The sequence below is a fragment of the Pseudomonas sp. GL_135 genome (assembly GCF_057834665.1).
In genome coordinates this window covers 2,240,790-2,266,912 of the sequence record NZ_CM174408.1, presented here as the reverse complement: position 1 = coordinate 2,266,912, position 26,123 = coordinate 2,240,790, and the positions used below count along the sequence as shown (strand labels likewise).

General features: G+C 62.2%; 24 protein-coding genes. 12 read left to right on the top strand and 12 right to left on the bottom strand.

All coding sequences use genetic code 11. The features are described from left to right. Positions 1–72 precede the first annotated feature (72 nt). The 3 genes from glgX (at position 73) to AC3ISG_RS10140 (ending at position 3,781) form a co-directional block, all read left to right on the top strand. A complete protein-coding gene (gene glgX, locus AC3ISG_RS10150; RefSeq protein ID WP_122534623.1) occupies positions 73–2,259 on the top strand; it encodes a glycogen debranching protein GlgX in 2,187 nt (728 codons plus the stop codon). 666 nt (positions 2,260–2,925) lie between these two features. After that, positions 2,926–3,255 (top strand): hypothetical protein, encoded by a 330-nt coding sequence (locus AC3ISG_RS10145; RefSeq protein ID WP_074885710.1) that lies wholly within the window; start codon positions 2,926–2,928, stop codon positions 3,253–3,255. A 220-nt stretch (positions 3,256–3,475) separates the two neighbouring features. Continuing rightward, positions 3,476–3,781: a DUF6482 family protein gene (locus AC3ISG_RS10140; protein WP_122534621.1), complete on the top strand. Its 306-nt coding sequence runs from the start codon at positions 3,476–3,478 to the stop codon at positions 3,779–3,781. Between the two features lie 782 nt (positions 3,782–4,563). Here the strand turns inward: AC3ISG_RS10140 and adhP are convergent. Genes adhP through AC3ISG_RS10120 form a run of 4 tightly spaced genes read right to left on the bottom strand, consistent with a single transcriptional unit; the run spans position 4,564 to position 11,652 of the window. Further along, positions 4,564–5,595, bottom strand: coding sequence for an alcohol dehydrogenase AdhP (gene adhP, locus AC3ISG_RS10135; protein ID WP_489299158.1), 1,032 nt, complete (start codon positions 5,593–5,595; stop codon positions 4,564–4,566). A 54-nt stretch (positions 5,596–5,649) separates the two neighbouring features. Next, positions 5,650–7,833, bottom strand: coding sequence for an ornithine decarboxylase (locus AC3ISG_RS10130; RefSeq protein ID WP_489299157.1), 2,184 nt, complete (start codon positions 7,831–7,833; stop codon positions 5,650–5,652). A 49-nt stretch (positions 7,834–7,882) separates the two neighbouring features. Then, the gene (locus AC3ISG_RS10125; RefSeq protein ID WP_489299156.1) at positions 7,883–10,387 is read right to left on the bottom strand and encodes a phosphoketolase family protein; all 2,505 of its coding nucleotides are present in this window, start codon (positions 10,385–10,387) and stop codon (positions 7,883–7,885) included. Positions 10,388–10,446: 59 nt separating this feature from the next. Beyond that, entirely contained in the window at positions 10,447–11,652 is a 1,206-nt protein-coding gene (locus AC3ISG_RS10120) for an acetate/propionate family kinase (RefSeq protein WP_489299155.1), read from the bottom strand. Between the two features lie 208 nt (positions 11,653–11,860). Here AC3ISG_RS10120 and AC3ISG_RS10115 point away from each other — a divergent pair, with 208 nt between their 5' ends. Then, the gene (locus AC3ISG_RS10115; RefSeq protein WP_489299154.1) at positions 11,861–12,601 is read left to right on the top strand and encodes a helix-turn-helix domain-containing protein; all 741 of its coding nucleotides are present in this window, start codon (positions 11,861–11,863) and stop codon (positions 12,599–12,601) included. 24 nt (positions 12,602–12,625) lie between these two features. After that, complete coding sequence (locus AC3ISG_RS10110) at positions 12,626–13,057, top strand: potassium channel family protein (protein WP_172612590.1); 432 nt, start codon at positions 12,626–12,628, stop codon at positions 13,055–13,057. Positions 13,058–13,454: 397 nt separating this feature from the next. On the opposite strand, the gene AC3ISG_RS10105 is transcribed toward AC3ISG_RS10110, so the two are convergent. From AC3ISG_RS10105 to AC3ISG_RS10085, 5 genes are all read right to left on the bottom strand, one after another. Continuing rightward, entirely contained in the window at positions 13,455–14,240 is a 786-nt protein-coding gene (locus tag AC3ISG_RS10105; RefSeq protein ID WP_489299153.1) for a sulfite exporter TauE/SafE family protein, read from the bottom strand. Positions 14,241–14,386: 146 nt separating this feature from the next. Further along, positions 14,387–14,890, bottom strand: a complete 504-nt coding sequence (locus tag AC3ISG_RS10100; RefSeq protein WP_489299152.1) for a cupin domain-containing protein — start codon at positions 14,888–14,890, stop codon at positions 14,387–14,389. 71 nt (positions 14,891–14,961) lie between these two features. Beyond that, entirely contained in the window at positions 14,962–15,726 is a 765-nt protein-coding gene (gene tam / locus AC3ISG_RS10095) for a trans-aconitate 2-methyltransferase (protein ID WP_489299151.1), read from the bottom strand. A gap of 150 nt (positions 15,727–15,876) precedes the next feature. Beyond that, positions 15,877–16,962 carry a glycoside hydrolase family 3 N-terminal domain-containing protein gene (locus AC3ISG_RS10090; protein ID WP_272635132.1) on the bottom strand — a complete coding sequence of 362 codons (1,086 nt, stop codon included), beginning with the start codon at positions 16,960–16,962 and terminating at the stop codon, positions 15,877–15,879. Positions 16,963–16,976: 14 nt separating this feature from the next. Further along, entirely contained in the window at positions 16,977–17,174 is a 198-nt protein-coding gene (locus AC3ISG_RS10085) for a hypothetical protein (RefSeq protein WP_489299150.1), read from the bottom strand. A gap of 88 nt (positions 17,175–17,262) precedes the next feature. Here AC3ISG_RS10085 and AC3ISG_RS10080 point away from each other — a divergent pair, with 88 nt between their 5' ends. The 4 genes from AC3ISG_RS10080 (at position 17,263) to AC3ISG_RS10065 (ending at position 20,679) form a co-directional block, all read left to right on the top strand. Continuing rightward, positions 17,263–17,610 (top strand): hypothetical protein, encoded by a 348-nt coding sequence (locus tag AC3ISG_RS10080; RefSeq protein WP_122624867.1) that lies wholly within the window; start codon positions 17,263–17,265, stop codon positions 17,608–17,610. Positions 17,611–17,827: 217 nt separating this feature from the next. Further along, complete coding sequence (locus AC3ISG_RS10075; RefSeq protein ID WP_122534615.1) at positions 17,828–18,391, top strand: type 1 glutamine amidotransferase domain-containing protein; 564 nt, start codon at positions 17,828–17,830, stop codon at positions 18,389–18,391. 197 nt (positions 18,392–18,588) lie between these two features. Beyond that, on the top strand, positions 18,589–19,254 hold the full coding sequence (locus tag AC3ISG_RS10070) for a glycosyltransferase family 2 protein (RefSeq protein ID WP_489299149.1): 666 nt from the start codon (positions 18,589–18,591) through the stop codon (positions 19,252–19,254). Between the two features lie 150 nt (positions 19,255–19,404). Continuing rightward, on the top strand, positions 19,405–20,679 hold the full coding sequence (locus AC3ISG_RS10065; RefSeq protein WP_489299493.1) for an Nramp family divalent metal transporter: 1,275 nt from the start codon (positions 19,405–19,407) through the stop codon (positions 20,677–20,679). Between the two features lie 430 nt (positions 20,680–21,109). Here AC3ISG_RS10065 and AC3ISG_RS10060 read toward each other — a convergent pair whose 3' ends face one another. Together AC3ISG_RS10060 and AC3ISG_RS10055 are read right to left on the bottom strand one after the other, a co-directional pair. Beyond that, positions 21,110–21,601 carry a copper chaperone PCu(A)C gene (locus AC3ISG_RS10060; protein ID WP_489299148.1) on the bottom strand — a complete coding sequence of 164 codons (492 nt, stop codon included), beginning with the start codon at positions 21,599–21,601 and terminating at the stop codon, positions 21,110–21,112. Then, complete coding sequence (locus AC3ISG_RS10055; protein ID WP_122534611.1) at positions 21,601–22,209, bottom strand: SCO family protein; 609 nt, start codon at positions 22,207–22,209, stop codon at positions 21,601–21,603. Before AC3ISG_RS10055 ends, AC3ISG_RS10060 begins: the two co-directional genes overlap by 1 nt. A gap of 439 nt (positions 22,210–22,648) precedes the next feature. On the opposite strand from AC3ISG_RS10055, the gene AC3ISG_RS10050 reads away from it, so the two are divergent. From AC3ISG_RS10050 to AC3ISG_RS10040, 3 genes are read left to right on the top strand one after another with little or no spacing between them, the layout of a single operon-like run. Then, positions 22,649–23,695, top strand: coding sequence for an acyl-CoA dehydrogenase family protein (locus tag AC3ISG_RS10050; RefSeq protein WP_489299147.1), 1,047 nt, complete (start codon positions 22,649–22,651; stop codon positions 23,693–23,695). Then, positions 23,692–24,453, top strand: a complete 762-nt coding sequence (locus tag AC3ISG_RS10045; RefSeq protein ID WP_172612601.1) for a PIG-L deacetylase family protein — start codon at positions 23,692–23,694, stop codon at positions 24,451–24,453. The genes AC3ISG_RS10050 and AC3ISG_RS10045 overlap by 4 nt, the downstream gene beginning before the upstream one ends. After that, positions 24,450–25,049: an SAM-dependent methyltransferase gene (locus AC3ISG_RS10040; RefSeq protein WP_489299146.1), complete on the top strand. Its 600-nt coding sequence runs from the start codon at positions 24,450–24,452 to the stop codon at positions 25,047–25,049. The genes AC3ISG_RS10045 and AC3ISG_RS10040 overlap by 4 nt, the downstream gene beginning before the upstream one ends. Positions 25,050–25,057: 8 nt before the next feature. Here AC3ISG_RS10040 and AC3ISG_RS10035 read toward each other — a convergent pair whose 3' ends face one another. Then, positions 25,058–25,789 (bottom strand): GNAT family N-acetyltransferase, encoded by a 732-nt coding sequence (locus AC3ISG_RS10035; protein ID WP_489299145.1) that lies wholly within the window; start codon positions 25,787–25,789, stop codon positions 25,058–25,060. Positions 25,790–26,123: the final 334 nt, after the last annotated feature.

Below are 26,123 nucleotides of genomic sequence, written 5' to 3'. Positions count from 1 at the left end.
GATGGCGCAGTCCTGTACTGAGGCCACGGCTTTGTTCGCCTTCAGGAACTCATTCGCACGTCAGGAATACACATGAGCACGCAAGATAAGAAATCCGCTACACAGAATGAATCCGGCAACGCTGGCAGCCCCGAAGTCACGGCCTCGCGCATTCGGGAAGGCCTGCCCTTCCCGCTCGGCGCCAGCTGGGACGGCCTCGGCGTCAACTTCGCCATCTTCTCCGCCAACGCCACCAAGGTCGAACTGTGCCTGTTCGACTCCGCTGGCGAAGTCGAGCTTGAGCGTATCGAGCTCCCGGAATACACCGACGAGATCTACCACGGTTACCTGCCCGACGCCCACCCGGGTCAGGTGTATGGCTACCGGGTTTACGGTCCGTACGATCCGAAGAACGGCCATCGCTTCAACCACAACAAGCTGCTGATCGACCCGTATGCCAAGCAACTGGTCGGCGAGTTGAAGTGGTCTGAGGCGCTGTTCGGTTACACCATCGGTCACCCGGACGACGACCTGAGCTTCGACGAGCGTGACAGCGCCCCGTTCGTGCCCAAGTGCAAGGTCATCGACCCTGCCTACACCTGGGGCCGCGAACAGCGGGTGGACGTCCCGTGGGACAAGACGATTTTCTACGAGACCCACACCCGCGGTTTCACCATGCGTCACCCGTCCGTACCCGATGAAGTCAAAGGCACGTTCGCCGGCCTAATGGTCGATGACGTGATCAAGCACATCAAAGGTCTGGGCGTGACCTCGATCGAATTGCTGCCGATCCACGCCTTCGTCAACGACCAGCATCTGCTGGAAAAAGGCATGACCAACTACTGGGGCTACAACACCCTGGCGTTCTTCGCTCCGGACCCGCGCTACCTGGCCCACGGCAAGATTTCCGAGTTCAAGGAAATGGTTGCGCACATGCACCATGCCAACCTGGAAGTGATTCTGGACGTGGTTTACAACCACACCGCCGAAGGCAACGAGCGCGGCCCGACCCTGTCGATGCGCGGTATCGACAACGCCTCGTACTACCGCCTGATGCCGGATGACAAGCGTTACTACATCAACGACTCCGGTACCGGCAACACCCTCGACCTGAGCCACCCGTGCGTCCTGCAGATGGTCACCGACTCGCTGCGTTACTGGGCGACCGAGATGCATGTCGATGGCTTCCGCTTCGACTTGGCCACCATCCTCGGCCGTTACCACGATGGTTTCAGCGAGCGCCACAGCTTCCTCGTGGCCTGCCGCCAGGACCCGGTGCTGCGTTCGGTGAAATTGATCGCCGAGCCATGGGACTGCGGCCCGGGCGGTTATCAGGTCGGCAACTTCGCCCCGGGTTGGGCGGAGTGGAACGACAAGTTCCGCGACAACATCCGTGCGTTCTGGAAAGGCGACGAAGGCCAGCTGGCCGACTTCGCCAACCGCATGACCGCGTCGGGCAACCTGTTTAACCAGCGTGGCCGTCGGCCGTACGCGTCGGTGAACTTCATCACCGCCCACGACGGCTTCACCCTGCACGACCTGGTGTCGTACAACGACAAGCACAACGAGGATAACGACGAGAACAACCAAGACGGCAGCAACGACAACCGTTCATGGAACTGTGGCGTCGAAGGCCCGACGGATGATCCGGAAATCAACGCGCTGCGCCTGCGTCAGATGCGTAACTTCTTCTCGACGCTGCTGCTGGCCCAGGGCACGCCGATGGTGGTCGCCGGTGACGAGTTCGCCCGCACCCAGCACGGCAACAACAACGCCTATTGCCAGGACAGCGAGATCGGCTGGGTCAACTGGGATCTGGACGAAGACGGCAAGGCCCTGCTGGCGTTCGTCAAGCGCCTGATCAAGCTGCGTCAGTCGTACCCGATCCTGCGTCGTAGCCGCTTCCTGGTAGGCGATTACAACGAGGCACTGGGCGTAAAAGACGTGACCTGGCTGTCGCCAAGCGGCGAAGAGATGAGCATCGAGCAGTGGGAAGATCCAAATGGTCGCTGCCTGGGCATGCTGATGGATGGCCGCGCGCAGGAAACCGGTATCCGTCGTCGCGGCTCTGAAGCCACGCTGCTGCTGCTGGTCAACTCCCATCACGACGGTGTCAACTTCACGCTGCCGGAAGTGCCGGAAGGTCTCAACTGGACCAGCCTGATTGACACCAATCAGCCAGAGATCGATGGCACGGATCAGTTCGAGTTCGGCAGCGAGTACACGGTGACGCCGCGTTCGCTGTTGCTGTTTGAACTGCAAAAGGCTCCACAGGCGTAAGGCGCTTCGCCTGACGTCCAAGCGACACCCGCTTGCCCGCGATGGGGTCAGTCAGCCAGATGTAAAGGCTGACTGATCCCGTCGCGGGCAAGTGTCGTTTCAAGCCCCCCGCTTCCCCCACTGCGTTCCGTCCCTGTGCTGTGCCCCCCGGATTCATTGACTTTGTAGTCACTAATCGACCTTCGTGTTCTGAAACTACAAATTATGTAGTGCCTTAAAATAATCACTACAAAACCGTTGACGAGGGCTTTTGCCGACGGCATAGTGCAGGCGTCTCCCCGATCGGGAGAGCTGGCAAAAGTATTCCGGGCCCGTTCGACACAGCCGTCGAACACCCTCTGGATGTGTGCTGCCCACAAGGCAGATTGATGAAGCGGAACCTGCAAGATCGACCCACCAGGCCGAGTGCTGGCGAAACGTCCTCATGACACTTGTGGTCGACCACTCAGTCGCACGTGTCTTCAAGACGTCCGCCCTTGCTCTCCCGGATTCGACCTTCCTTCTCTGCGCTCATCAATACCCACACCCTCGCGGCCCGGCACCGGCTCTGTGTACCGACGGACCTTGCCTGTCAGCGACTGGAAGGACTGCGAATCGGCGGACGATTCGCCAATGCGTTTGAACTCACTCGATAGATTAACCAGTGGTCAAAAAGGGGTAACAACCATGAACCTGAACAACCAACCTACCATTGATCAATTGGCTCGACTGTTCGCCGCACGCAAGGATTCCCTTGATAGCCACATTCTCTGGGTGTGCGAGGAAGGCAACGTGCACATGGACGGCCTGGGTGCCTGCACCGAAGAAGAACAGTTCGAGAGCCAGCACCCGCACATGCGTGCCCGGCTGAAGATGTACCGCAAGGGCCACGGCTACGTGGGCAAGAAGGCCGCAGCGGACAAGCAGTTCCTCGGTCAGGTGCTGGAGACCCTGAGCAGTGAGTGGGGCGCCGTTCAGCAAGCGCCTGGCCTGCGGGTTATTGACAAGCTCTGCTGATGGAAACGCCGTTGCCTGCCCGTCTTCGATGGGCAGGCAACGGCGGTTTTTTCGCGGCGCTGATCCCGTTGCAAGCCCCCGCCAACGCCCCCTCGTCCGCCTCCCCTGTTTATGTTGAACTTGGCACCGTCATCCTCTTCCAATGCAAGCGAGCCGCGTCGACGGTTACGCATCAATCCATGGAACAGACAACGCCCGCGTGCGTAATTAAGGTGCCGTAATGGATCTGGACAAGCTCAGCAAACACGTCAAAGCCGGCGACATTACCGAGGTCAATCTGGTGTCGATCGAAGGTGGCTCGTATGCCATACATGCGCTCATGGACGGCAAGTCCAATGCCGTTAACAGCCCGGACGGTAAAGTGCTTCACGTGGCCTCGGTCGACGAAGCGCGCAAATGCCTGTCGTCCCTTCAGGACGTGAAGCTGTTCATCGTGCACCCGGTGGTCTACGACGAAATGGTCGGGCAGCCGCACACCACGCCCGAAGCGCCCCGCCAGCCCATTCCGTTTCGCTCGGGTAACTGATCTAAGTGCGCGCGATGCGTGCCGGTGCTTGCTGGGCGCACGCGGTGCAGTAGGACCGGCTTCAGCCGGGAATCGGCCAGTGTGAGCATCCTCGTTTTTTGCGGCGTGACGCATGACGCCTTCCCGGCTAAAGCCGGTCCCACAGGTTCGCGTCGCGTCAATTCTCACTGGGTGCATGCAGGACACTAGTGGGACCGGCTTCAGCCGGGAATAGGCCAGTGCGAGCATCCTCGATTTTGCAGGGTGACGACTGACGCCTTCCCGGCTAAAGCCGGTCCTACAAGTCAGCGCCAACGCCAATCCCACTGACTGCATGCAGGACACTAGTGGGACCGGCTTCAGCCGAGAATCGGCCAGTGTGAGCATCCTCGATTTTGCAGGGTGACCACTAGCGCCTTCCCGGCTAAAGCTGGTCCTACAAGTCAGCGCCAACGCCAATCTCACTGACTGCATGCAGGACATTAGTGGGACCGGCTTCAGCCGGGAATAGGCCAGTGCGAGCATCCTCGATTTTGCGGCGTGGCGACTGATGCCTTGCCGGCTAAAGCCGGTCCTACAAGTCAGCGCCAACGCCAACGCCAATCCCACTGACTGCATGCAGGACACTAGTGGGACCGGGTTCAGCCGGGAATAGGCCAGTGTGGACAGCCTTGATTTTGCGGGGTGGCATCTGACGGCTTCCCGGCTAAAGCCGGTCCCACAGGTTTGCGTCGCGTCAATTTTCAGTGCCTGCATGCAGGACATTGGTGGGACCGGCTTCAGCCGGGAAGAGGCCGGATCGATCACCCGCGAAAATCGATGACGATCCTTGACTGCACTTCGCCGTCGCCCAACTCCCTGAACACCTCATTGATGTCTGCCAGCGGTCGCAGCTCGATGTCGGCCTTCACCTTGCCCTCGGCGGCGAACGCCAGCGCTTCGGCCATGTCCTGCCGGGTACCGACGAACGATCCGCGCACGGTGATGCAATTGGCGACCACCTGGAACAACGACAAGGGAAACTCGCCCGGTGGCAGCCCGACCAACACACAGGTGCCCCGTTTACGCGTCATGCCCACCCCTTGCTTGAAGGCGGCCAGCGAAGGCGCGGTGATCAGCACGCCATGGGCCCCGCCGTCGGTAAGATCCTTCACAGCTTGCACCGGATCGCCGTGGCGGACATTCACCACCGCATCCGCACCCAGCCTGGTGGCATGGGCCAGCTTGCCGTCGTCGACGTCCACCGCACACACGCGCAGGCCCATCGCCCTGGCGTACTGCACCGCCAGATGCCCTAGCCCGCCAATCCCAGAGATCACGATCCACTGACCCGGCCTCACATCGGCCTCTTTTATGCCTTTGTAGGTGGTCACCCCGGCGCAGATGATCGGAGCGGCCTCATGGGGGGCAAGTCCGGCCGGAATGTGCGCGACGTATTCAGGGTCAGCGAGGATGTATTCGGCGAACCCGCCATTGCGGGTGTAGCCGCCGAACTCGGCGCTGGCGCACACCGTTTCCAAGGCGCTCAGGCAATACTCGCAATGACCACAGGCGGAATACAGCCACGGCACGCCGACGCGATCCCCCTCGCCTACGCTGGTCACGCCAGCGCCCAGGGCGACCACAATGCCGATGCCTTCATGGCCCGGAATGAAAGGCAGCGTCGGCTTCACCGGCCAGTCGCCCCGCGCCGCGTGCAAGTCGGTGTGACAGACCCCGCACGCTTCGGTCTTGATCAGGATCTGCCCGGGGCCCGGCGTGGGGATGTCCCACTCGCGAAGCACCAGGGGGCTGCCGAACGCTTCTACAACTGCCGCTTTCATTGTGCCGTTCATGGCGTTTTCCTTTGCTTGGACAAATTAGGTTCGGGCGACGGGCACGCGTGCCGCTCACTGCTGAAGCACATGCCCATACGCGCGAATGCGGCCATCTGTTTCAGTGCGCAGGTACACGCCCTGAAGCTCCGGATTGAACCCGGGAAATTGGTTGATCGCGTCTTGCAGGGCGAGAAAATACGCCAGCACCGCGCCGTCCCAGACCTCGCCGGGCACCACGCACAAGACCCCCGGGGGATACGGCAATGCGCCTTCGGCTGCCATGCGTCCGCGCGCCTCTTCCAGCGCAATCAGCTCGACTTTGCCGCGTACGAACTCCAGATTGGCCTCGCGGGGATCCATCGCCACGACGGGCATGCTCGCCTGGCGGAACATGGCCTTCTGCAGCTGCTTAACGTCGTGGCGGGCATACAACGAATGCATTTCCTGGCACAGCTGGCGGATGCTGTAGTCGCGGTAGCGGGCCTGATGGGCTTGATAGACCGCTGGCAGCACATCGGCCAGGGGCGCGTCGTCCTTGATGAACCGCTCGAAACGACCGATTTGCGCCACCAGATGCTCCATTTTTGCCTTGCCTTCGGCCGGGGTCAGCAGAAACAGAATGGTATTGAGGTCGTTTTTTTCAGGGACGATTTCGAACTGGCGCAGGAAGGTCGCCAGCACCCCGGCGTGAATGCCGAAGTCAGTGTATTCCCCGCTCACGGCATCAATCCCGGGGGTGGTGAACAACAGCTTGCAGGGGTCGATGAAGTACTGGTTTTCCGTGTAACCCTCAAACGCGTGCCAGCGTTCGTCCGGGTGAAAACGGAAGAAGCGCAGGTCGCGGGCGATCTCGTCCGTGGGGTAGTCCTGCCAATAGCGACCGTCGATGGTCGGCGGCACGAAAGGTTTGATCAGCGTGCAGTTGTCCATCATCAACTTGCGCGCCTCAATACCGGCCCGCACGCATTCGTCCCACAACCGATGGCCGCTGCGTCCGCTGTGCATGCGCGCGTTTACATCCAGGCAGGCAAACAGCGGGTAAAAAGGGCTGGTCGAGGCCTGGGCCATGAATGAATTGTTCAGGCGCAGGTGGTTGCAGTAGCGCGCCTGGCCCTTGATGTGACGGTCCTTCTTGTGAATCTGCGAGGCCTGGGAAAACCCGGCCTGCTGCTTGTGAATCGACTGCGTGACGAAGATCCCCGGATCCTCGGGGCCCAGTTCCAGCAACAAGGGCGAGCAGTCTTTCATCATCGGGATGAACTGCTCGTACCCCAGCCACGCCGAATCAAACAGGATGTAATCGCACAGGTGGCCAATACGATCGACGATCTGCCGCGCATTGCAGACCGTGCCGTCGTAGGTGCCCAGCTGAATGATCGCCAGGCGGAACGGCCGCGCGTCATCGGCTTTGGCCGGCGCAATGAGGCTCAGTTGCTCGCGTAAATAACCCTCTTCAAAGCAGTGCGAATCAATGCCGCCGATCAAGCCATACGGGTTGCGCGCCGTTTCCAGATACAGCGGCGTCGCACCCGCCTGAAACAACGCGCCCTGATGAATGGACTTGTGGTTGTTGCGGTCGAACAGCACCACATCGCCTGGGGTCAGCAAGGCTTGAGTCACCACCTTGTTGGAGGTCGAGGTGCCGTTGAGGACGAAATAGGTCTTGTCGGCGTTGTAGACCTTTGCGGCGCGCTTCTGCGCCTCCAGGGGTGCGCCCTCGTGAATCAGCAGGTCGCCCATTTCGATGTCGGCGTTGCAGCGATCCGCGCGAAACAGCGTTTCTCCGAAGAAGTCGAAAAACTGCCGGCCCGACGGGTGCTTGCGAAAGAACTGCCCGCCCTGATGGCCCGGGCAGGCAAAGGTGGTATTGCCGCGCTCAACGTAGTGCTTCAGCGCGCCGAAGAACGGCGGCAGCAAAGCTTCCTCATACAGCGTCGCCGCCCGCTCCAGTTTGTGGCCATAGAACTCGGCATTGTCAGCGCCCAGATCAAACACGCCGCTGACTTGCAGCAGCACCTTTTCCACATCGAGAATCGCTTCCCGGGTCAGCTCGTCCTCTTTGGCCACGGCGAAAAACACCGGTATGTCGAAGCCGGATCGGCAGACATCATCAACGCGGCCCTCGCGCCAGTCCTGCGCAGTGAGTACGACTGCCGCAACGTCGGTCAGGTCGGTCGCGCTGAAATCCACCAGCTCGCGGGAGGTGTTAAAGCAACTGCGCGCTTCTGCGCTGGCGACGATTTTGAGTCTGTTCATGTAGGCGGCCTTCCGTTGCAGGTGGGAAATCGATTGATCGGGCGGCCCGTCACGCGTCCGTAAAGGTCTGCCCGCGGACATGCCCCCTGGCCAACGGCGGCGGCGTTTCGGACTCGCTGAAATCGGCTGTCCAGCGCCAGTTTCTGATCTCCGGCATGTCCTCGAAGTGCTCACGAATCCAGGCGTCATGTTTGCGTAGCTGGCTCTCGAAGAAGTGCACGGCGTCCAGGCTGTGGGCGCGCAGATGCGGGACGTGGCTCAACGCGTCAATCGCCAGGTGGTAGCGGCTCATGTGGTTGAGCACCACCATGTCGAAGGGCGTGGTGGTGGTGCCTCGGTCGCTGAAACCGCGGACATGAAAACGGGCTTCGTTGGCGCGGCCGTGGACCATCGAGTGAATGACCCAGGTCGAGCCGTGGAAGGCGAACATCACGGGCGCGTCCCGGGTGAACAGCGCCTCGAAGGAGGCGTGATCCATGCCGTGGGGCCGATCTTCGGGGGCACTCAAAATGCCGAGGTCGACCACGTTCACCAGTCTCACCCGAATGCCCGGCACGTACTTTTGCAGCAACCAGGCCGCGGCCACGGCCTCGGTGGTGGGCACATCCCCCGCACAGCCGAGCACCACGTCCGGGGCTTCGTCATCACCGCTGCCGGCAAACGACCAGATCGACGCGCCCCGAGAGCAGTGCCTGAGCGCCGCATCGAAGTCCAGCCACTGGAAATCCGGCTGCTTGCCACAGGTCACGACGTTCACGTAGTTGCGGCTGCGCAGGCAGTGGTCAAAGACATTGACCAGGCAGTTCGAGTCCGGCGGGTAGTACACGCGAACCACATCCGAGCGACGTTGCAGCACGTTGTCGACGAACCCGGTGGACTGATGGCTGAAGCCATTGTGGTCGTTGCGCCAGGCGTGACTGCTGATCAGGATGTTCAGCGAGGCCAGCGGCCGGCGCCACGCAAACTCACGGCTCTGCTGCAACCACTTTGCGTGCTGCGTGACCATGGAATCGACCACTTGCGCGAACGCTTCGTAGGTTGACCACATGCCGTGGCGCCCGGTGAGCAGATACCCTTCGAGCCAGCCTTCGCAGAGATGCTCACTCAGCACCTCCATGACACGCCCGTCGGAGGCGAGGTGGTCGTCGATGTCCAGACACGGCCCGGCGGCGGTCCGGTTGCTCGCTTCGAACACGGCATTGAGCCGGTTGGAATTGGTCTCGTCCGGCCCGAACACGCGAAAATTGCGCGGGTTGTTACGCATCACGTCGCGCAGGTACTCGCCGAGCTTGCGCGGCGCTTCGGCGATGACCTGGCCCGGTCCTGGCACCTCAAGGCCGTATTCGGCGAAGTTCGGCAGGTCCAGCGCGACCAGCATACGGCCGCCGTTCACGTAGGGAATTGCGCCCATGCGCAGGGCCGGTGGCGGTGTCAGTGCTTGCAGTTCCGGCGCCAGACGCCCCTGTTCATCGAACAGCGTCTGGGGTTCGTAGCTGCGCAACCAGTCTTCCAGTTGCTGGAGGTGCTCGGGGTTGCCGATGACGTTGGCGAGGGGAACCTGATGGGCGCGGAACGTGCCTTCGACCGGCAGCCCGTCGACCACCTTGGGGCCGGTCCAGCCTTTGGGGCTGCGCAAAATAATCATGGGCCATCGCGCGCGCACGGCTCCACCGCCCTCTCTGGCGGCGGCCTGGATCTCGCAGATGATGTCGTCACAGCGGTTGAGCGCGGCGGCGAAGCGCTGGTGCATGCCCGGCAGGTCATCGCCGGCGACGATGATCGGCTGGTAACCCCGGCCTCGGTAAAGCTCGAGCAGATCGTCATCGGCGAGCCGTGCCTCGACCGTCGGCCCGGAGATTTTGTAGCCGTTGAGGTGCAGAATCGGCAGCACTGCGCCGTCCCGGCGGGGATCGAGGAAGTGCACGCTTTTCCAGCTGCCTTCCAGCGGACAGGTTTCGGCTTCGCCGTCGCCGATCACGCAGGCCACCAGCAATGAGGGGTTGTCGAACACCGCGCCAAAAGCATGCATGAGCGAATAGCCCAGCTCGCCCCCTTCATGGAGCGAGTTGGGCGTGTGCGGCCCGCAGTGACTGGGCACGCCGCCGGGGGTGGAGAAGCTGCGAAAGAAGCGCTGCATGCCGGCTTCGTCTGCAGAGATGTGCGGGTGCACTTCGCTGTAGGTGCCTTCAAGCCACGCGCAGGCGTTCATGGTCGGACCGCCATGCCCGGGCCCGGAAATAAAGAGGGTCTCGGTGCGACGCTCGCTGATCAGCCGGTTCAAGTGCACATAGATGAAATTTTGCCCGACCGAGGTCCCCCAGTGCCCCAAGAGCCTGGGCTTGATGTGCTCGGCCAGCAGCGGTTCACGCAGCAGTGGGTTGGCCTTGAGGTAGATCTGACCGACGCACAGGTAATTCGCAGCGTTCCAGTAGCGGTGCAAGCGCGAGAGCAGTTCGGGAGCCAAGGGGCCTGGCGAGGTGTCGGGCTCGATCCACGACACACGGCTGACGTTGGTTTCATCGACGCTGGAGAGTGACGGGTTGAAGCTGTACATGGCGACTCCGCTGGATGCAATTCGCAAGGTGTGCGGCGCACGAATGCGCTCAGGTCGATTCACGCGCCGCTGTGCAGCAGCTCGAGGGCGTGGCGGGCGATGACTGCGTTTTCGTCAGTGGCAATGGTCCATGCTGAAACTTTGCTGCCGGGCAGCGACAGGCAGGCGCCTGGTGGCGCGTCGGATGAAGACGAGTGCTCCAGGCCAAGCCAGGCGCAGCCATCAAGGATCGCGTTACGAACCGGCGTCGAGTGTTCGCCGATGCCGCCGGTGAAGACCAACGCGTCAAGCCCGCCCAAGACCGCCGCCATCGCACCAATCTCCCGCACCACGCTGCGCACGAACAAGGCAACGGCCTCTTCCGCCGCTGGCGCCGTGCTGGCTGTCAGTTCGCGCATGTCACTGGCAATGCCGCCGGACACACCCAGCAACCCGCACTGGTGATACAGCAGGTCTTCGAGGGCTTCGGCGTTCATGCCCCGCTCGCGCATCAGGTACAGCAGAACGCCAGGGTCCAGCCGACCGGGACGCGTGCCCATCAACAAACCGTCCAGTGTGCTGAAGCCCATGGTCGTGGCCCGGCTGACCCGGTTATGCATCCCACACAGACTGGCGCCGTTACCCAGATGCGCGACAACCGTGCGGCCCTGGGCGGCACGCTGATCGTATTGAGGCAGGACGCCGGCAATGTATTCGTAGGACAGCCCGTGGAAACCGTAGCGGCGCAGCCCCTGCCCGGTCAGTGCACGGGGCAATCCGAAGGAGGTCTCCAGCGGATCGAGCGTGTGGTGGAAGGCCGTGTCGAAGCAGGCATATTGAGCAAGGCCGCTGTGCTCTCGAGCCAGATAGAGAATGGGTGCCAGGCACAGCGGCTGATGCAGGGGCGCCATGGGCACGAGCGCGTGAAGCTCGCGCATGAGGGTCGAATCCACGCGGGCGCCTGTCAGCGTGCGGTCGCCGCCGTGGACCACGCGGTGGGCTGCCGCGCAAAGGCGTCCTTCGGTGTGTTGCTCAATCCACCCCATCATGTTTCGCAACGTGCCGGTGTCTGCTGGGCCGTCGGCGTGTGGCCATTGTGCGCGTTGATGCGTGCCGTCGGCGTGGCGGAAGGTCAGGTGCTCAGCGTCGGCGTGCACCTCGAAACTGCCGTGGCCGAGACAGGCGTTGTCCGCTGCGGCATCTGCGGCGGCGTCGTAGAGGGAAAACTTGACGCTGGAAGAACCCACGTTCAGCACCAGCAGTGACGGGCGCGAATGATCAGTCATGGAGTTGCCTCATGAGCCTCCCATGATCGCGATGGGTTTGGCGGTGGCTGACCAGAATCAACCGACGACCAGTGTGCTCGTCTGAAGTGGCCCGGTATTGATCTGGATCAAGAAGCCCTGAGTCAGCGCCCCCGCTCATCCACTTCAACAATGCCCGCTGTCACTGGCCCGCGCGGGCGCCTATGCTGGACCGCTCAAGGAGATGCACATGACTGCCCATCTGGCTGCCGTTCCCGGTTTATTCCTCAACGCAGCGCGCGCTTTCTTCGATGTCGGCGAGCTGTCCCTGTCCCTTGGCATGAGCGTGCATGACACCGAACGCTTGTCCTCCATCATTGCGCAACGACTGAAAATCAAGAAAGGCGCCGTCCTGTACCGCGCCGGTGATCCTCTGCACTCGCTCTATGCGGTGCGCTCGGGCTATTTCAAAACCACACTGTCGTCCCGGGACGGGCGTGAACAACTCACCGGCTTTCCCATGTCCGGGGAATTACTGGGCTGTGATGCCATCAGCCGTGAGCGCCATGAATGCGATGCCATGGCGCTGGAAGACAGCGAAGTCTGCCCCATCCACTTCAGCCAGCTGGAGCGGCTGTCCCGTGAGATGCCCTCGTTGCAGCGCAACCTCAATCGGGCGCTGAGTCAGGAAATCGTGAGGGATCACGAAATGCTGCTGATGATGGGCAACCTCAACGCCGAGGAGCGGCTGGCGGCCTTTCTGCTGGACCTTTCCTGCCGTATGGCGGCCCGGGGTTATTCCGAGACTGCCTTCGTGCTGCACATGAGCCGGGAGGATATCGGGGGTTATCTGGGCCTGCGCCTGGAGACGATCTGTCGCGCCATCGGTTCGTTGCGCAATCAGGGCATCGTCAGGATCTCCGGACGCGCGGTGGACATCCTCGACCTGGAGCGGCTGCGAACCCTCATCAGCGGTTGCGAAAAAGCCTGACGACGCTTTGATCGGGAGAGCGTCATGTTCGCCGTCACCCTCATCAATATCGTGATCATCACCACGGTGGTGCTCGTGCACTACGAATGCCTGATTCGCCTCAATCAGCTCATGCCCAGGCTTGGGGTTCGGCATCGGTTCAGGGTCGTCATCGGCGTGCTCGGTGCACTGGTCGCCCACGCCGTTGAAGTCTGGATCTTTGCCCTGGGCTATTACCTGATGAACCGGTCCGACACATTGGGCCGTCTGACAGGAAATTTCGACGGCAGCTTCATGGACTCGGTGTACTTCTCGTTCACGACCTACACCACCATCGGTTTTGGCGACATCACGCCCAGCGGGCACCTGAAATACCTGACGGGGCTGGAAGCGTTGACGGGGCTGGTTCTGATCACCTGGACCGCATCGTTTCTGTTCATTGAGATGCAGCGTTACTGGGGGGCGGAGAAGGAGTGAGCCCGGGCGTGCGGGCGCTGAAGGTCTTGCAGCTAGGGAGTGACCGGGGTGGCGCTCCACCTTGCTCACGAAGACGGCATTCCAGTCATTGAAGATTTAGCGGATGTACCGGCCTCTTCGCGAGCAAGCTCGCTCCCACAATTCGTGTATCCGTCGCCACATTCGCGTTGGTGTTTGATGAGAATGAGCTTGCTCACGGAAACGAGCAAGGTGGAGCGCCACCCCGGTCACTCCCACGCATCCGTATTAAACCCGAACATTTGATTGTTCGCGGATCCTGTGGGAGTGAGCTTGCTCACGAAGACGGCATTCCGACCACTGAAGATCCCGCGGATGTTCCCAACCCAGCAGGCCGACGCCCATGACTGCTATGTCGACAGGGGCCTCTGAACAGCTTTTAGAATGCCAATTTGTACCCGATCGCCAACAGCATCAGCGCCAGGCACGGGCGCAGGATGGCGTCGGGGATGCGGCCGGTCAGGTGGCTGCCGATATAGATCCCCGGCAGCGAGCCCATCAGCAGGTAGCCGAGCATCGACCAGTCCATGTTGCCCATGCTGGCGTGGCCGATGCCGGCGACCAGGGTAAGCGGCACGGCATGGGCGATTTCGGTGCCGACCAGGCGCCGGGTTTCGAGGAAGGGGTAAAGCAGGAACAGCGCCACGGTGCCGAGCGCGCCGGCGCCGATGGACGTGAGCGCAACCATGGTGCCGAGGATGACGCCGGTCAGCACCGTCAGCCCGTTCAGGCTTCGGCTGCTGAGGCGGTAACGATCACCGGCGTGACGCTGGGCAAATGCCAGCAGGCGTTTCTTGAAAAAGATCGCCAGCGCCGTCAGCAGCAGCACCACGCCCAGCGCCTGTTTGATCACCAGGTTCATCGCGTCCGGTGCAGTGTGCAGCGTGCTCAGGTACCACAGCGTGAGCCCGGCAGCCGGCACGCTGCCCAGGGTCAGCCAGCCGGTAATACCCCAGTCGATGTTGTCGTTCTTTTTGTGAACCAGCACGCCACCACTTTTGGTGATGGCGGCGTACAGCAGGTCGGTGCCGACCGCGGTGGCGGGGTTGATGCCGAACCACAAAAGAATCGGGGTCATCAGCGATCCGCCGCCTACCCCGGTCATGCCAACGATGAAACCGACCACCAGCCCTGCGACGACGAAACCTGCGTTGCCAAAATCCATTGCTCTGCCTGACTGCACATTCAAAAGCCGGCAGGCAGGATAGCGATTTTTGCTCTAAGGACTGCGGTTTTTCTTATATCGAGCCTAGATCGAGACGTTCTATGGTTATAACCAAACGAGCCAACGGCGCACACATGACCCTTGCATCAAGGCTCGCCCTCCCAGTAATCCAGTGTCGCGTCGGGGCGCTGCACGGCCGCAAACGCACGTGCTCCGTTCAGGGTGACCATCGCCTGATACTTGCCGGAGTCCGGGTATTCGCACACCTCAGGCGTCTCGCGGGTGCTGATGGATAAATACTTCAGCGGCGCGTCAGAGGTGTTGATGATCTGATGGGGGTACTCCGGACCGGGCGGAATGAAGATCACATCGCCGCTGCGGATCGGCAGCATTTCACCTGCAACGCGCAAGGTGCCCTGCCCGTCGAGGATAACGAACATCTCTTCCTGAGCGTAATGAAAATGATAGGGGCAAGAACGCTTGCCTGGCGCGACGATGTCCACCGACGCGCCCAGCTTCTGCGCGGCGGTGTCGGTGCCCAGACGTGCGGCGTCGCTCTCGTACAGCGGGTCGCGGCGCTCGTGCTGCAGCGGCACATCGTTGAAATTGCGAATCAGGCGCGCGGCCAGTTCGGCGGGGTCATTGCTCATGCTCACTCCATCAGAAAACGGCGGTGTCGATCACGGCTCGCAAAACAGCGGCTTAACGCAAGCCGCAGGCTTCAACGTGTCGCAACGATGAACAAGCGCGGGAACGGCAGCAGCACCGTGCCGTCGTCCAGCGCCGGGTAGGCCTGGCGGATTGCCTGCAAATAGGTTTCGAGAAACGCTTGTTGCGCCGCCTCGTCGAGCTTTTGCAAATAGGGCCGTAGCGCCGAGCCCTTGAACCACTCGACCACCGCCCCGTGCCCACCGGCAAGCGGGTGGTGATACGTGGTGCGCCAGACATCGACCTCAGCGCAATGGGGTCGCAGCAGCTCGAAATAATAGGCCGCTGGGTGTCGGTCCGGGTGTGTGACGCCGCCGATCCTGCTCGCCCATTCGCTGCTCGCGGCGATTTCCCGTGCCAGACGATGGGCTGGCTCCTCCAGGTTGTCCGGTGTCTGCACCGCCAGCACACCACCGGCATTCAGCCGGCTGACCAGCCGCGGATACAGCGCCGCGTGGTCGGGCACCCATTGCAGCGAGGCGTTGGCAAGGATCACGTCGTAGGTCTGCGCCGGGTTCCAGGCGCCGATGTCGGCCAGCTCGAATGACACGTTTGGCAGCCGCTGACGGGCATCGCGCAGCATGTCGTCGGAGCTGTCCAGCCCCGTCACCGTGGCATCGGGAAAACGCTCGGCAAGGACTTCGGTCGAATTGCCGGGACCGCAGCCGAGGTCGACGGCGGCGAGTGCGGACGCCAGAGGGATGGCGGCGACGAGGTCGCGGACCGGTCGTGTGCGTTGCTGCTCGAACAGGGAATACTGCGTGGCGGACCAGCTCATCGGGCCTTCCTTTTGGTTGTACAGAGTGGGGTGTACAGAAGGGCGAGAGTAGAACGCGCGGGCCGGGAGTACAAATGAGGTGAGCGGCAAGCGGCAAGCTGCAAACTGCAAGCTGCAAGCTGCAACTGTTCGGCAGCAAGCAGCAGGGGTTCAGATCATGACTCGGCGGGTCAGATGCCCACCCGAGACCGGGTAGGACACGTACAGGCCTGCCTCCACCTGGGCTCGGGATGCATGGGCGTGGGCGCGGACTGTGTGCGCCGCTGCCAGCAGGCGTTGCGCATCAAGTGCTCGCTGAGCCACGGCATCGACGATGGCTTGGGCAAGGTCGTCCAGGCCCGCTTCGGCTGACACCAGCAACAGATGCGCGCCGGCATTCAAGGCCGCGATGGCGGTGTCGGCGATGCTGTTGCCGCGCAGGATGGACACGGCGTCGAGGTCGTCGGACACGATGAGCCCATCAAAACCCAAGGTTTCTCGCAGCATGCCGATCACCGCCGCCGAGGTGCTGGCCGACTGCTGCGGATCCAGCGCCGGGAACACCGCAGGCCCGGGCATGATCGCCCCGACGCCGGCTGCAATGACCTGCCTGAACACGTCCATTCCGTCGCTGAGCGCGGCGGCGTCATCGGGCACGAATGCCCGCGCTGTCGCCGGGTCGTGCTCGACCCGGTGATGACCGGGAAAGTGCTTGGCCGTGGCGATCACGCCGGCACGCTGCACACCCCGGATGAATGCGCAGGCAATGCGCGCCACTTCGACGGGATCGGGACCGAGATTGCGCTGATGCAGCCAAGGGTTGACCCCGGTGACCACGTCGACAATGGGCGCCAGAGCGAGATTGACGCCCATGACCCGCGCCGAGCTGGCCATTTCATAACAGCGCGCCTCGATGTCTTCGCTGCTCATCTGCGTCAGTTCGGTCGAGCTCGGCATGCCAGGGACCAGACCGTGCAGGCGCTGGATACCGCCGAGCTCCTGGTCCACAGCGATCAGCACAGGCGCGGCCGCAAAGAGCGCCGCTTCCCTGGCAATGGCGGAAAAATGCCCATGGGTCTCTGCGCGGCGGCGCTCGAAACTCATGCTCCGGGCCAGGTATTCGTCGCGGGTCTCGCCCAGCAATACCGACACCCCGCCGGCTTGCAGATGGCGACGCAGGGGTTCATCCAGCGCCAGCCCGGAAATCGCCGGCATGAGGACTGAGCGCGCAGCCCTGTGCAGTTCATCGTGTGGCATGTGCTCTCCGTCGATCAGGCGATGACGAGCCAGAAGCCGCAACAATACGACTGCTCGTTTATGCTCACTTTATTCATTAAACGAGCAATGTCAATCGAACCGAGCAACATACGGCGCAGTGGCATGGAGAGAAAAACGCTGAAAAAATCCCTCGCAGGCTCGACGCGCGCTGCGGCCAACAGGCGTGGACGCGAGAGAAAAATTTTGATCACCCGTGCTTTTCATTTGCACGGTTGCTGGTCAACATAGGCGCCCATCGACCCGGTCGAACTGTTCCGTTTTCTTATTCAGGATGAATTGATGCGCCGTTTATTTCCGTACTCATTACTGGGCTGCGCAATGGCCGTGGTACTGACGGGTTGCAACTCCACACCGAACAACCCCTCGTTCAATTTCGACACCGCCAAGACGCCGTCCGACTACGCCAAGTGCATCTACCCCAAGTGGCAACAACTCAAGCCCGGCACGACGATGACCGAAAGCAAGGGCCACTACAAACTGCTGGTCTCCGGAAAGATCGCGTCCGATGAGATTCTCGAGGTCTACAAAGGCAACCCCAATACCCGGGTTTTCCTGTATCAACGCGCCCCGCTGTCGTCAGCTTTCGGCCGCAATGCGCTGGAAAAAGCCGTTCGCGAATGCCTGTGACGACGGTGTAAATCACGCTGCGCCGTTTCGTCGCACGACATTGTTCCCAGACCCCGAAATCCGGGTGCGCGGCCTGGGTTGCGGGACACCGTCCTCAAACCCGGCCACGCAATCGGGCTGAACTTTTGCTTTTCCGGCTTCCTCTGAAAGTGACACCGCCTGCTCGCAGCAGGTGCAGTTTCAACTTCAGCACTTCAATTCAGAGGAAAGCGAAAGCATGAGCAATCAATTGAACGGCAAGAAGGTTTTGATCATCACGTCCAATACCGGCATCGAGCGCGACGAACTGCTCAAGCCGCTGGAAGCGTTGAAGGGTCAGGGGGCTGCGGTCACCCACGCCTCCATCGAAGGCGGCACTGCGCAACTGTTCCTGAACGACACCGACAAAGACGCCGTCGTGACGTCCGACACCAAGCTGGCCGGCCTGTCTGCCAATGATTTCGATGCACTGGTCATCCCCGGCGGCACGGTCAACGCCGACACCCTGCGCCAGGACAGCGACGCCCAGAAGCTGGTCAAGGCGTTCGCCGATGCCGGCAAAACCGTCGCCTCGATCTGCCATGGTCCATGGCTGCTGATTGATGCCGGCGTCATCGAAGGCAAGACCCTGACTTCATACCCGAGCGTACGCACTGACCTGGTCAATGCCGGCGCGGCCAATTGGGTCGACGCCGAGGTCAAGCAATGCCCGGCCAACGGCTGGACCTTGATCACCTCCCGCACGCCGGACGATCTGCCTGCGTTCAACGAGGCCATTGCCAAGGCGCTGCTGGCGGGCTGAAGCCTGATTCGCACGCTACTACGTAACGCCACCGACGCCGCTGACCAGCGGCGTCGGTGCGTTTGGGGTAAGGCTCAGACCCTGACAAGCGAAACGCTAGTCCTCGCAAACGAAAATAGTTGAAACCAATTTTCCCTCGCTTCGGTCGACATCGAAGGACGCCGCGATCAGCGCAGGTGCCGAGACGAGACACTTCGATGATTGGAATTATTGTCCCCGCACACAACGAAGAAGATTTCCTGGACGACTGCATCAAATCCCTGATCGCCGCTTCCGTCCACGAAGACCTCCACAGCGAGCCCGTGGAAATCCTGATCATGCTTGACGACTGCTCCGATGCCTCGGCCCGGGTCGCCGCAGCCCATGGCATCACGACTCACGTTTGCGCCTACCGCAACGTTGGCATGACCCGCGCGGAAGGCGCACGCCTGATGCTTGAGCGCGGCGCGCGCTGGCTGGCATTTACCGATGCCGACAGCGTCGTGCCCTACGCCTGGTTGGCGCACCAGGTCAGCCTGAAGGTGGACGCGGTGTGCGGCATTGTCGAAGTCGATGACTGGTCCGGGCATCCCGAGCATGTGCGTCAACGCTACGACTCGCTGTACCGCCCGGTCGATGACCATCGGCACATCCACGGCGCCAACCTGGGCGTGAGTGCCGATGCCTATCGGCGCGCTGGCGGGTTCAAAGCATTGGCCGCCCATGAGGACGTGCATCTGGTCGCCGACCTCCAACGCATCGGGGCGTCCATCGCGTGGATTTCCGGGAACAGCGTCACCACCAGCGCCCGAAAGGACTACCGCTGCAAGGAAGGCTTTGGGGATTATCTAAACTCCCTGGCAGCAACGTCGTTGTCGCGTTGAGGCTTACCGGGTTTTCCGCAGTACCGTTCATTGGCGCCGGGCGCCCTGCCTCCCCCACCCCTTTTGACTCTTTGCTCTTAACGCCGGAATTCCTTGATGCCGCCCATCGATCACCCTGCCAGCCCTGGCGACGACACACTCGGCGGGGGCATGCCCAGCGCCAGTGTCGCCATGCCCAAGACCGGCAACTGGTTCAAGCGGCTGCTCGCGTTCACCGGCCCCGGCTACATGGTCGCCGTGGGTTACATGGACCCGGGCAACTGGGCCACCGACATCGCCGGCGGTTCGAAATTTGGCTACCTGCTGCTGTCCGTGATCCTGTTGTCGAACCTGATGGCCATCGTGCTCCAGGCACTCTCGGCTCGGCTGGGCATCGTTACCGGCTGGGATCTGGCGCGGGCCTGCCGCGAGCGCTGCAGCCGGCCGGTGTGCATCGCGCTGTGGATGGCCTGCGAGATCGCGATCATCGCCTGCGACCTGGCCGAGGTGATCGGCACCGCCATTGCGCTGAACCTGCTGTTCGGCATTCCGCTGATCTGGGGCGCGGTGATCTCGGCCGTCGATGTGTTCCTAATCTTTCTGCTCATGGGCCGCGGGTTTCGGGCGCTGGAGGCGTTTGTCATCGCGCTGCTGCTGGTCATCTTTGGCTGCTTCGCGATTCAGATGGTGCTGGCGCAGCCTGATCTGGCGGAGCTGTTTGCCGGCTTCATTCCCAAGGCCGAGGTGGTCACCAACCCCGAGGCGCTGTACCTGGCGATCGGCATCATCGGTGCAACGGTGATGCCGCACAACTTGTACCTGCATTCGTCCATCGTGCAGACCCGCGCCTACCCGCGCACGGATGAAGGCCGGCGCATCGGCCTGCGCTGGGCGGTGACCGACAGCACCATCGCGCTGACCCTGGCGCTGTTCGTCAACGCGGCGATTCTGATCACCGCGGCCACGGTGTTTCACAAGGCCGGCAAGACCGATGTAGTGGAAATCGAGCAGGCCTACCATTTGCTTTCGCCGATGCTGGGGGTGGGCGTGGCGTCGATGCTGTTCGGTGTGGCATTGCTGGCGTCGGGGATCAATTCCACGGTCACGGCAACCCTGGCCGGGCAGATCGTCATGGAAGGTTTTCTGCGTCTGCGCCTGCCGGGCTGGATCCGCCGCCTGCTGACCCGGGGTCTGGCGATCATTCCGGTGATTGTAGTGACCAGCATTTATGGCGCTCAGGGCACCGCGAAATTGCTGGTGCTGAGCCAGGTCATTCTGTCGATGCAACTGCCCTTCGCCATCGTGCCATTGGTGCGCTTCGTGTCGGACCGCAAGCTGATGGGGGATTTCGTGACCGGGCCAATCTTGACGACCCTGGCCTGGGGCATCGCGCTGCTGATCATCGTGCTGAACGTGGTGTTGCTGCTGGGGGCGTTTGGGGATTAAGGCATGCCCAATAGCGAATGCGGTCTTGTGGGAGCGAGCTTGCTCGCGAAGGCGCTGGTACATCCACTGAATTTTCAGGGACCGGACTAAAGTCTTCGTGAGCAAGCTCACTCCCACCGGTTTTTCATTCCATGCAGATATTCGGTCAGGGCCGGAAACTGGATGTTGGTGGAACTGTCAGGTCCCACTGAGCCTACGCGGTGCATTTGTAGAACTGGGTTTAGCCGGGAAGACGCCGGTTTGAGCACCATCAATTCTGCGGTATGGCGCCTGACGCTTTCCCGGCTGAAGCCGGTCCTAAACTGGATACGCGGTGCCTTTGTGGGACCGGCTTTAGCCGGGAAGGCGCCGGTTTGCGCACCATCAATTCTGCGGTATGGCGCCTGACGCTTTCCCGGCTGAAGCCGGTCCTACACGTCGGGGGTCCTGCTTAATGCGTCATCCCATGATCATGACTCATGTCCATCGCTCCGCGCGCCGGGGCGGTGACGTTCACGACTTCGGTCTCGCCCTTGGCATTCTTCACAGTCAGGGTCAGTGGCACCTGATCGCCCTCTTTGATCTGGCCGTTCAGGCCCATGAGCATCACATGATAGCCATCCGGGTCAAGCGCCACGGTCTTGCCAGCCGGCAGCGGTACGGCGTCGACCGGGCCCATGCGCATGACGTCGTTGGTCATGCTCATTTCGTGGATCTGCACGTCTTTGGCCACCGGTGAGGTGACGCTGAGCAGCGCGCTGTCGGTGTCGGCGGTGATACGCATGAAAGCCCCCGATGACGGCTGACCAGCCACCGTCGCACGCACCCACGGATCCTCGACCCGCGTCTGCGCGGCAGCAGTCAGGCTGACTCCAGCCAGAAGAGCAAACGCAACGGCACGTGTAACGAATGAGCGCGAGACAGCATTCAACAAATCATTCATCAGCAGACTTCCATGACAGTGAGCAAATCTTCCGCACATTGCTTGGCGGAAAGCGAAGGCGACAGCCCCAGGCGCAGGTTACCCCGGGAGTCGAAAACGAAGCTGGTGGCGGTGTGGGACATGGTGTAGGTATTTCCCGCAGGGACCTTCTCGTAGAACACGCCGAATTCTTTGGCCACGTGAACGGTTTGTTCCAGGGTGCCGCGCAGGGCGACGAAGGTCGGATCGAACTGTTTGACGTAGGCGTCGAGGACCTGCGGCGTGTCGCGCTCGGGATCAACGGTGATGAAGATCACCTGCAGCGTCTTGCCGTCTTCGCCCATCAGCTTTTTGATCTGCGCAGCGCGGGCCAGTGCCGTCGGGCACACCGCCGGGCATTGGGTGAAGCCGAAAAACACCATCGGCATCAAGCCGCGATAACTCGACAGGGTTTTGACCTCACCGTCGGTGTCGGTCAGCTTGAAGGTGCGGCCCATGATCTTGTTGCTCAGATCTTTGCCGTACTTGAAATCCAGCGCAGTGGTCGAACCGTCACAGCCGGCCAGCAGGCCCAAGCCCAACAGGCCCATGCCGGTGACCACCTGACGGCGGGTCAGAAACTCATTCATCTGGCGAACTCTCGAAAGCAGCGGCTGGCGCCCACGCCAACCCTTTTTTCGTCCACCTTGCAGTAGCGCAGGCGTTATTGGCAGTCGCACTGCAGCAGCAAGGGACGAAGCGAAAAAAACAGGTGCCCCACAGTGTCGCGCAAAACCGGGCTGAATGGGTTACGAGCGCATTTTGCCGACACCACTCGATGGCGCTGCACCCCTTGACGCCCATGGGTCGAGAAACGCCCACTGCGACAAAACCGCGCACCCGGGCGTTTACCGTCGAGCACCGTGCTGGCCTATTCTCCCTGTGGAAATCATCCAACCGGCCCGGCAGACGAAATGTTTGAACCCCGCCCCGCTGGCGCTGCCGAATGCCATCAGCAGGCCACGCAAGCAGGCCATGCCACAGCCCGCGCACCTCGCGTCGGCGTCAACGGGACGGAGGCAGTCAGCCATGCGGGACGATGCACAAGGACTTGAATCACTTTTGGCGGATTTCGCCCAGCGTGACAATCCCCAGGTATCGGCCGCTCCCCTGCGTGATGCCATGCTGCGCTGCCTCAACAGCGGCCTTGACCGACTGCCGTTGCCGGGCGGCGGTCAAACCCTCGAACGCTGGCGCCAATTGGCGACGGTGGCGGGCGTCGATCTGGCGCTGCTCAAGCTCTACGAAGGCCATACCGACGCCCTCGCCATTCTTCATGAGTTGAGAGCTAATGAACTCAATGCCGCGCCTTTCGAAGCACCCGGTATCTGGGGCGTGTGGGCCGCGGAGCCGCCCGACGCCAAAGTCGGCGTCAGTCAACGACACGGCAACAAAGTGCGCCTCAATGGCCGAAAAGCCTGGTGCTCCGGCGCCCAACAGCTGGATTATGCACTGCTCACCACCTGGGCCAGCGATGAGGCGCCGCAACTGGTGGCCGTCGATTTGAAGCAGCCGGGCGTGCGCTTCAGCAGCGAGACCTGGCAGGCCGTGGGCATGGCCGGGACTGCCAGCGGCGACGTGCACTTCGACGGCGCGGTCGGGATTTGCGTGGGCAATAGCGGCGACTATCTGACCCGGCCAGGGTTCTGGCAAGGCGGTGCCGGCATCGCTGCTGCCTGGTACGGCGCGGCAGTGGCACTGGCGAAGACCTTGCGCGCGCACCGACACAATGGACGACCCGAGCCCCACGCCGACGCTCATCTGGGCAGTGTCGATGCAGCGCTGTGTGGCGCGGCGGCGGCCTTGCGCGAATGCGCCGAATGGATCGACGCGCATCCGCACAAGGACGCGAGCCTGCCGGTGCAGCGCCTGCGGGCGCAGGTCGAAATGGCGGTCGAACAGGTGTGCCGGCATGTCGGTCGGGCGCTGGGTGCCACGCCGTTCTGCCGCGATCCGCACTTTGCCCGCCTGGCCGCCGACCTGCAGGTGTTTATCCGACAAAGCCACGCCGAACGTGATCTGGCGCATCTGGGCCAGCGCGTCGCTACGGGCGAAACCGAGGATTGGTCACTATGAACGAAGCACACCCATTCGGCGTCAGCGGGACACCGTTGAGCGCCTGGCAAAACAGCGTGGCGTTACGCGGCGTACGCACCATCACCCTGGAAGAACTGGTCCCGCCGGGTGCGCGCCTGATCGTGCTCGCGCCGCACCCCGACGATGAGATTCTGACCTGCGGCGGCCTGCTCGCGGCGATGGCCAGGCGGCAGAACGATGTGCAGCTGGTTGCCGTCACCGACGGAGAAGGCAGCCACCCGCAATCACCGCTGTGGCCCGTGCAGCGTCTGCGCACCGAGCGTCGGCGGGAAAGCGAGCAGGCCGTCGCGCACCTCGGCCTGGACGTGTCGAGGTTGTCCTGGCAACGGCTCGGCATGGGCGACGGCCAGGTGGCCGAGCATGCCGAGTCGTTGATTGCCCTGCTCAGCGAAGACCTGCGTCCCTCGGACGTCTTGCTGACCACCTGGCGCCACGACGGTCACTGTGACCACGAAGCCGTCGGTCATTGCGCGGCCCAGGCGGTCGCCAACACCGGCGCCACGCTGGTGGAAATTCCGGTATGGGCCTGGCATTGGGCGGAACCGAACGACCCGCGCATCCCCTGGGAGCAGGCCCGCAAATTCTGGCTCAGCGATGAGCAACTGCGGCGCAAGCGCGAGGCCATCGGCGCCCACTTGAGCCAGCTGGAAAAAGACCCGAGCACCGGCGCGCCTGCGGTGTTGAACCCCCAGACGCTAGAGCGTCTGCTGCAACCTTTCGAACTGGTGTTTCTGTGAGCGTTTCCGGTGAGTATTTCGACGCATTGTTCGCCAACAGCGACGACCCGTGGGCCTTCCGCACGCGCTGGTACGAACACCGCAAACGCGACCTGACCCTCGCCGCCCTGCCGCGCCAGCGCTATGGACGCATCTTTGAGCCTGGCTGCGCCAATGGCGAATTGAGCCTGCGCCTGGCCGAACGCTGCGACGCGCTGCTGTGCATGGACCTCAGCCCCCGGGCCGTCACCCTGGCCCGCGACCGCCTGAGCGGGCACGCCCATGTTCAGGTGCTGGAAGGCTGCCTGCCCCAGAACTGGCCGGCGGGGGAATTCGATCTCGTGGTCATCAGCGAATGGGCCTATTACCTGACGCCGGATGCCTTTGGGGAAATCATCGAGCGCATTCGCGAAAGCCTGACGCCCGATGGCGCGGTGCTCGCCTGCCACTGGCTGCACCCGATCGAAGGCTGCCCGATGGAAGGCCACGAAGTGCATCAGGTCCTGGCGCGGCATCTGGCCATGGAACGCACGCTGCATCACGCCGAGCGGGATTTCCTGCTGGAAGTGTGGAGCAAGGACCCGCGCGGAATCGACCTCAATGAGGCCGTTCGCTGAAGCGTGAGTTAAACCAGCCGTGGACCAATAAAGGCGTCCGCCCCCGACTCGCCCAACAATCCGTTCACGAACAGCCGCGCCTGGCGGGTCAACTGGTCGATGTGCCGATCACGCTGTTTTTCCGCATCGGTCATCGCGCGCTTGCCGTGCTGCTTCAACAGATAGCTGTGGATCTGCCGCACCTCCAGCGAGTTGTAGATCGGCGCGATGTCGAGCACGGCCAATAATCCCTCGGTCTGTTGCTCGCGGGTGTTCATCAGCACCTGTGGACCGCGCGCGCCCAATACTTGAAAGCCCAGCGCCTCGAACACCGGCACCTTGGCGACGAAGCACGCCAGCTCGGCATGGGGGTAGCGTTCGGTCATTTTCTCCAGCATGGCCCGCGCCACGCCCTGACGACGGCGCGCCGTCTGCACCGCCATGTACGCCACAGCGCACGCCTGCGGGTCCTGCTGGACCGGCAGATAGAGCAAAAAGCCGATGACGATCGAAGGGTCCTCGGCATCCAGCGCCACGATCAGTTCCACCGCAATCCCGCGGGACCCGTCCATCGCCTGCACGTACTGATGCACTTCGTGACCGACGCCGTATTGATACAGCGGGTACAGCGGATTGCTCGGGGCGATGGCGACCATGCTGAGCTCGGTGACGTAGTCGATCACCATGTGCATGATCTGGCTCTTGATCGATTCCGGTGGTGTGGCGTCGAGGCGCATGACAGTAAACGTGGGGCTGGGCATTGTGATCCTGAATCCGGGCGATGGCGGTAGCGTGCAGAGCGGTAACCTGTAGAGCGCTGCATCATACCTGCCCGGCCCGGCACGCGGCACTCATCAAGGTCTGCGCAGGCGGAAAATGGATACAGCCCGCCGGCTGGCCGCCGATCAAAAGCGCTCGTCACTGACCGATTCACCTGGTTTTCGCGCCGGCTATTGCAAAATCCTTGCTGATCGCTGCAACCTCCACGGTTTGTGCGGCTCAGACTATTCGCGACAGGTAAAATCGCGCACCGTGGGCGCGTCAGTTCGAGGGAGATTTTCCATGGGTTTCAGATCATTCATCCAGTGTCTCGCC

Coding starts and splice junctions, on each gene's coding strand:
- tam (WP_489299151.1), bottom strand. CDS start 15,726: ATGAGCTGGTCCGCCACGCAGTATTCCCTGTTCGAGCAGCAACGCACA.
- AC3ISG_RS10070 (WP_489299149.1), top strand. CDS start 18,589: ATGATTGGAATTATTGTCCCCGCACACAACGAAGAAGATTTCCTGGAC.
- glgX (WP_122534623.1), top strand. CDS start 73: ATGAGCACGCAAGATAAGAAATCCGCTACACAGAATGAATCCGGCAAC.
- AC3ISG_RS10100 (WP_489299152.1), bottom strand. CDS start 14,890: ATGAGCAATGACCCCGCCGAACTGGCCGCGCGCCTGATTCGCAATTTC.
- AC3ISG_RS10110 (WP_172612590.1), top strand. CDS start 12,626: ATGTTCGCCGTCACCCTCATCAATATCGTGATCATCACCACGGTGGTG.
- AC3ISG_RS10065 (WP_489299493.1), top strand. CDS start 19,405: ATGCCCAGCGCCAGTGTCGCCATGCCCAAGACCGGCAACTGGTTCAAG.
- AC3ISG_RS10140 (WP_122534621.1), top strand. CDS start 3,476: ATGGATCTGGACAAGCTCAGCAAACACGTCAAAGCCGGCGACATTACC.
- AC3ISG_RS10125 (WP_489299156.1), bottom strand. CDS start 10,387: ATGTACAGCTTCAACCCGTCACTCTCCAGCGTCGATGAAACCAACGTC.
- AC3ISG_RS10080 (WP_122624867.1), top strand. CDS start 17,263: ATGCGCCGTTTATTTCCGTACTCATTACTGGGCTGCGCAATGGCCGTG.
- AC3ISG_RS10055 (WP_122534611.1), bottom strand. CDS start 22,209: ATGAATGAGTTTCTGACCCGCCGTCAGGTGGTCACCGGCATGGGCCTG.
- AC3ISG_RS10120 (WP_489299155.1), bottom strand. CDS start 11,652: ATGACTGATCATTCGCGCCCGTCACTGCTGGTGCTGAACGTGGGTTCT.
- AC3ISG_RS10050 (WP_489299147.1), top strand. CDS start 22,649: ATGCGGGACGATGCACAAGGACTTGAATCACTTTTGGCGGATTTCGCC.
- AC3ISG_RS10060 (WP_489299148.1), bottom strand. CDS start 21,601: ATGAATGATTTGTTGAATGCTGTCTCGCGCTCATTCGTTACACGTGCC.
- AC3ISG_RS10090 (WP_272635132.1), bottom strand. CDS start 16,962: ATGCCACACGATGAACTGCACAGGGCTGCGCGCTCAGTCCTCATGCCG.
- AC3ISG_RS10045 (WP_172612601.1), top strand. CDS start 23,692: ATGAACGAAGCACACCCATTCGGCGTCAGCGGGACACCGTTGAGCGCC.
- AC3ISG_RS10105 (WP_489299153.1), bottom strand. CDS start 14,240: ATGGATTTTGGCAACGCAGGTTTCGTCGTCGCAGGGCTGGTGGTCGGT.
- AC3ISG_RS10115 (WP_489299154.1), top strand. CDS start 11,861: ATGACTGCCCATCTGGCTGCCGTTCCCGGTTTATTCCTCAACGCAGCG.
- AC3ISG_RS10075 (WP_122534615.1), top strand. CDS start 17,828: ATGAGCAATCAATTGAACGGCAAGAAGGTTTTGATCATCACGTCCAAT.
- adhP (WP_489299158.1), bottom strand. CDS start 5,595: ATGAACGGCACAATGAAAGCGGCAGTTGTAGAAGCGTTCGGCAGCCCC.
- AC3ISG_RS10130 (WP_489299157.1), bottom strand. CDS start 7,833: ATGAACAGACTCAAAATCGTCGCCAGCGCAGAAGCGCGCAGTTGCTTT.
- AC3ISG_RS10145 (WP_074885710.1), top strand. CDS start 2,926: ATGAACCTGAACAACCAACCTACCATTGATCAATTGGCTCGACTGTTC.
- AC3ISG_RS10035 (WP_489299145.1), bottom strand. CDS start 25,789: ATGCCCAGCCCCACGTTTACTGTCATGCGCCTCGACGCCACACCACCG.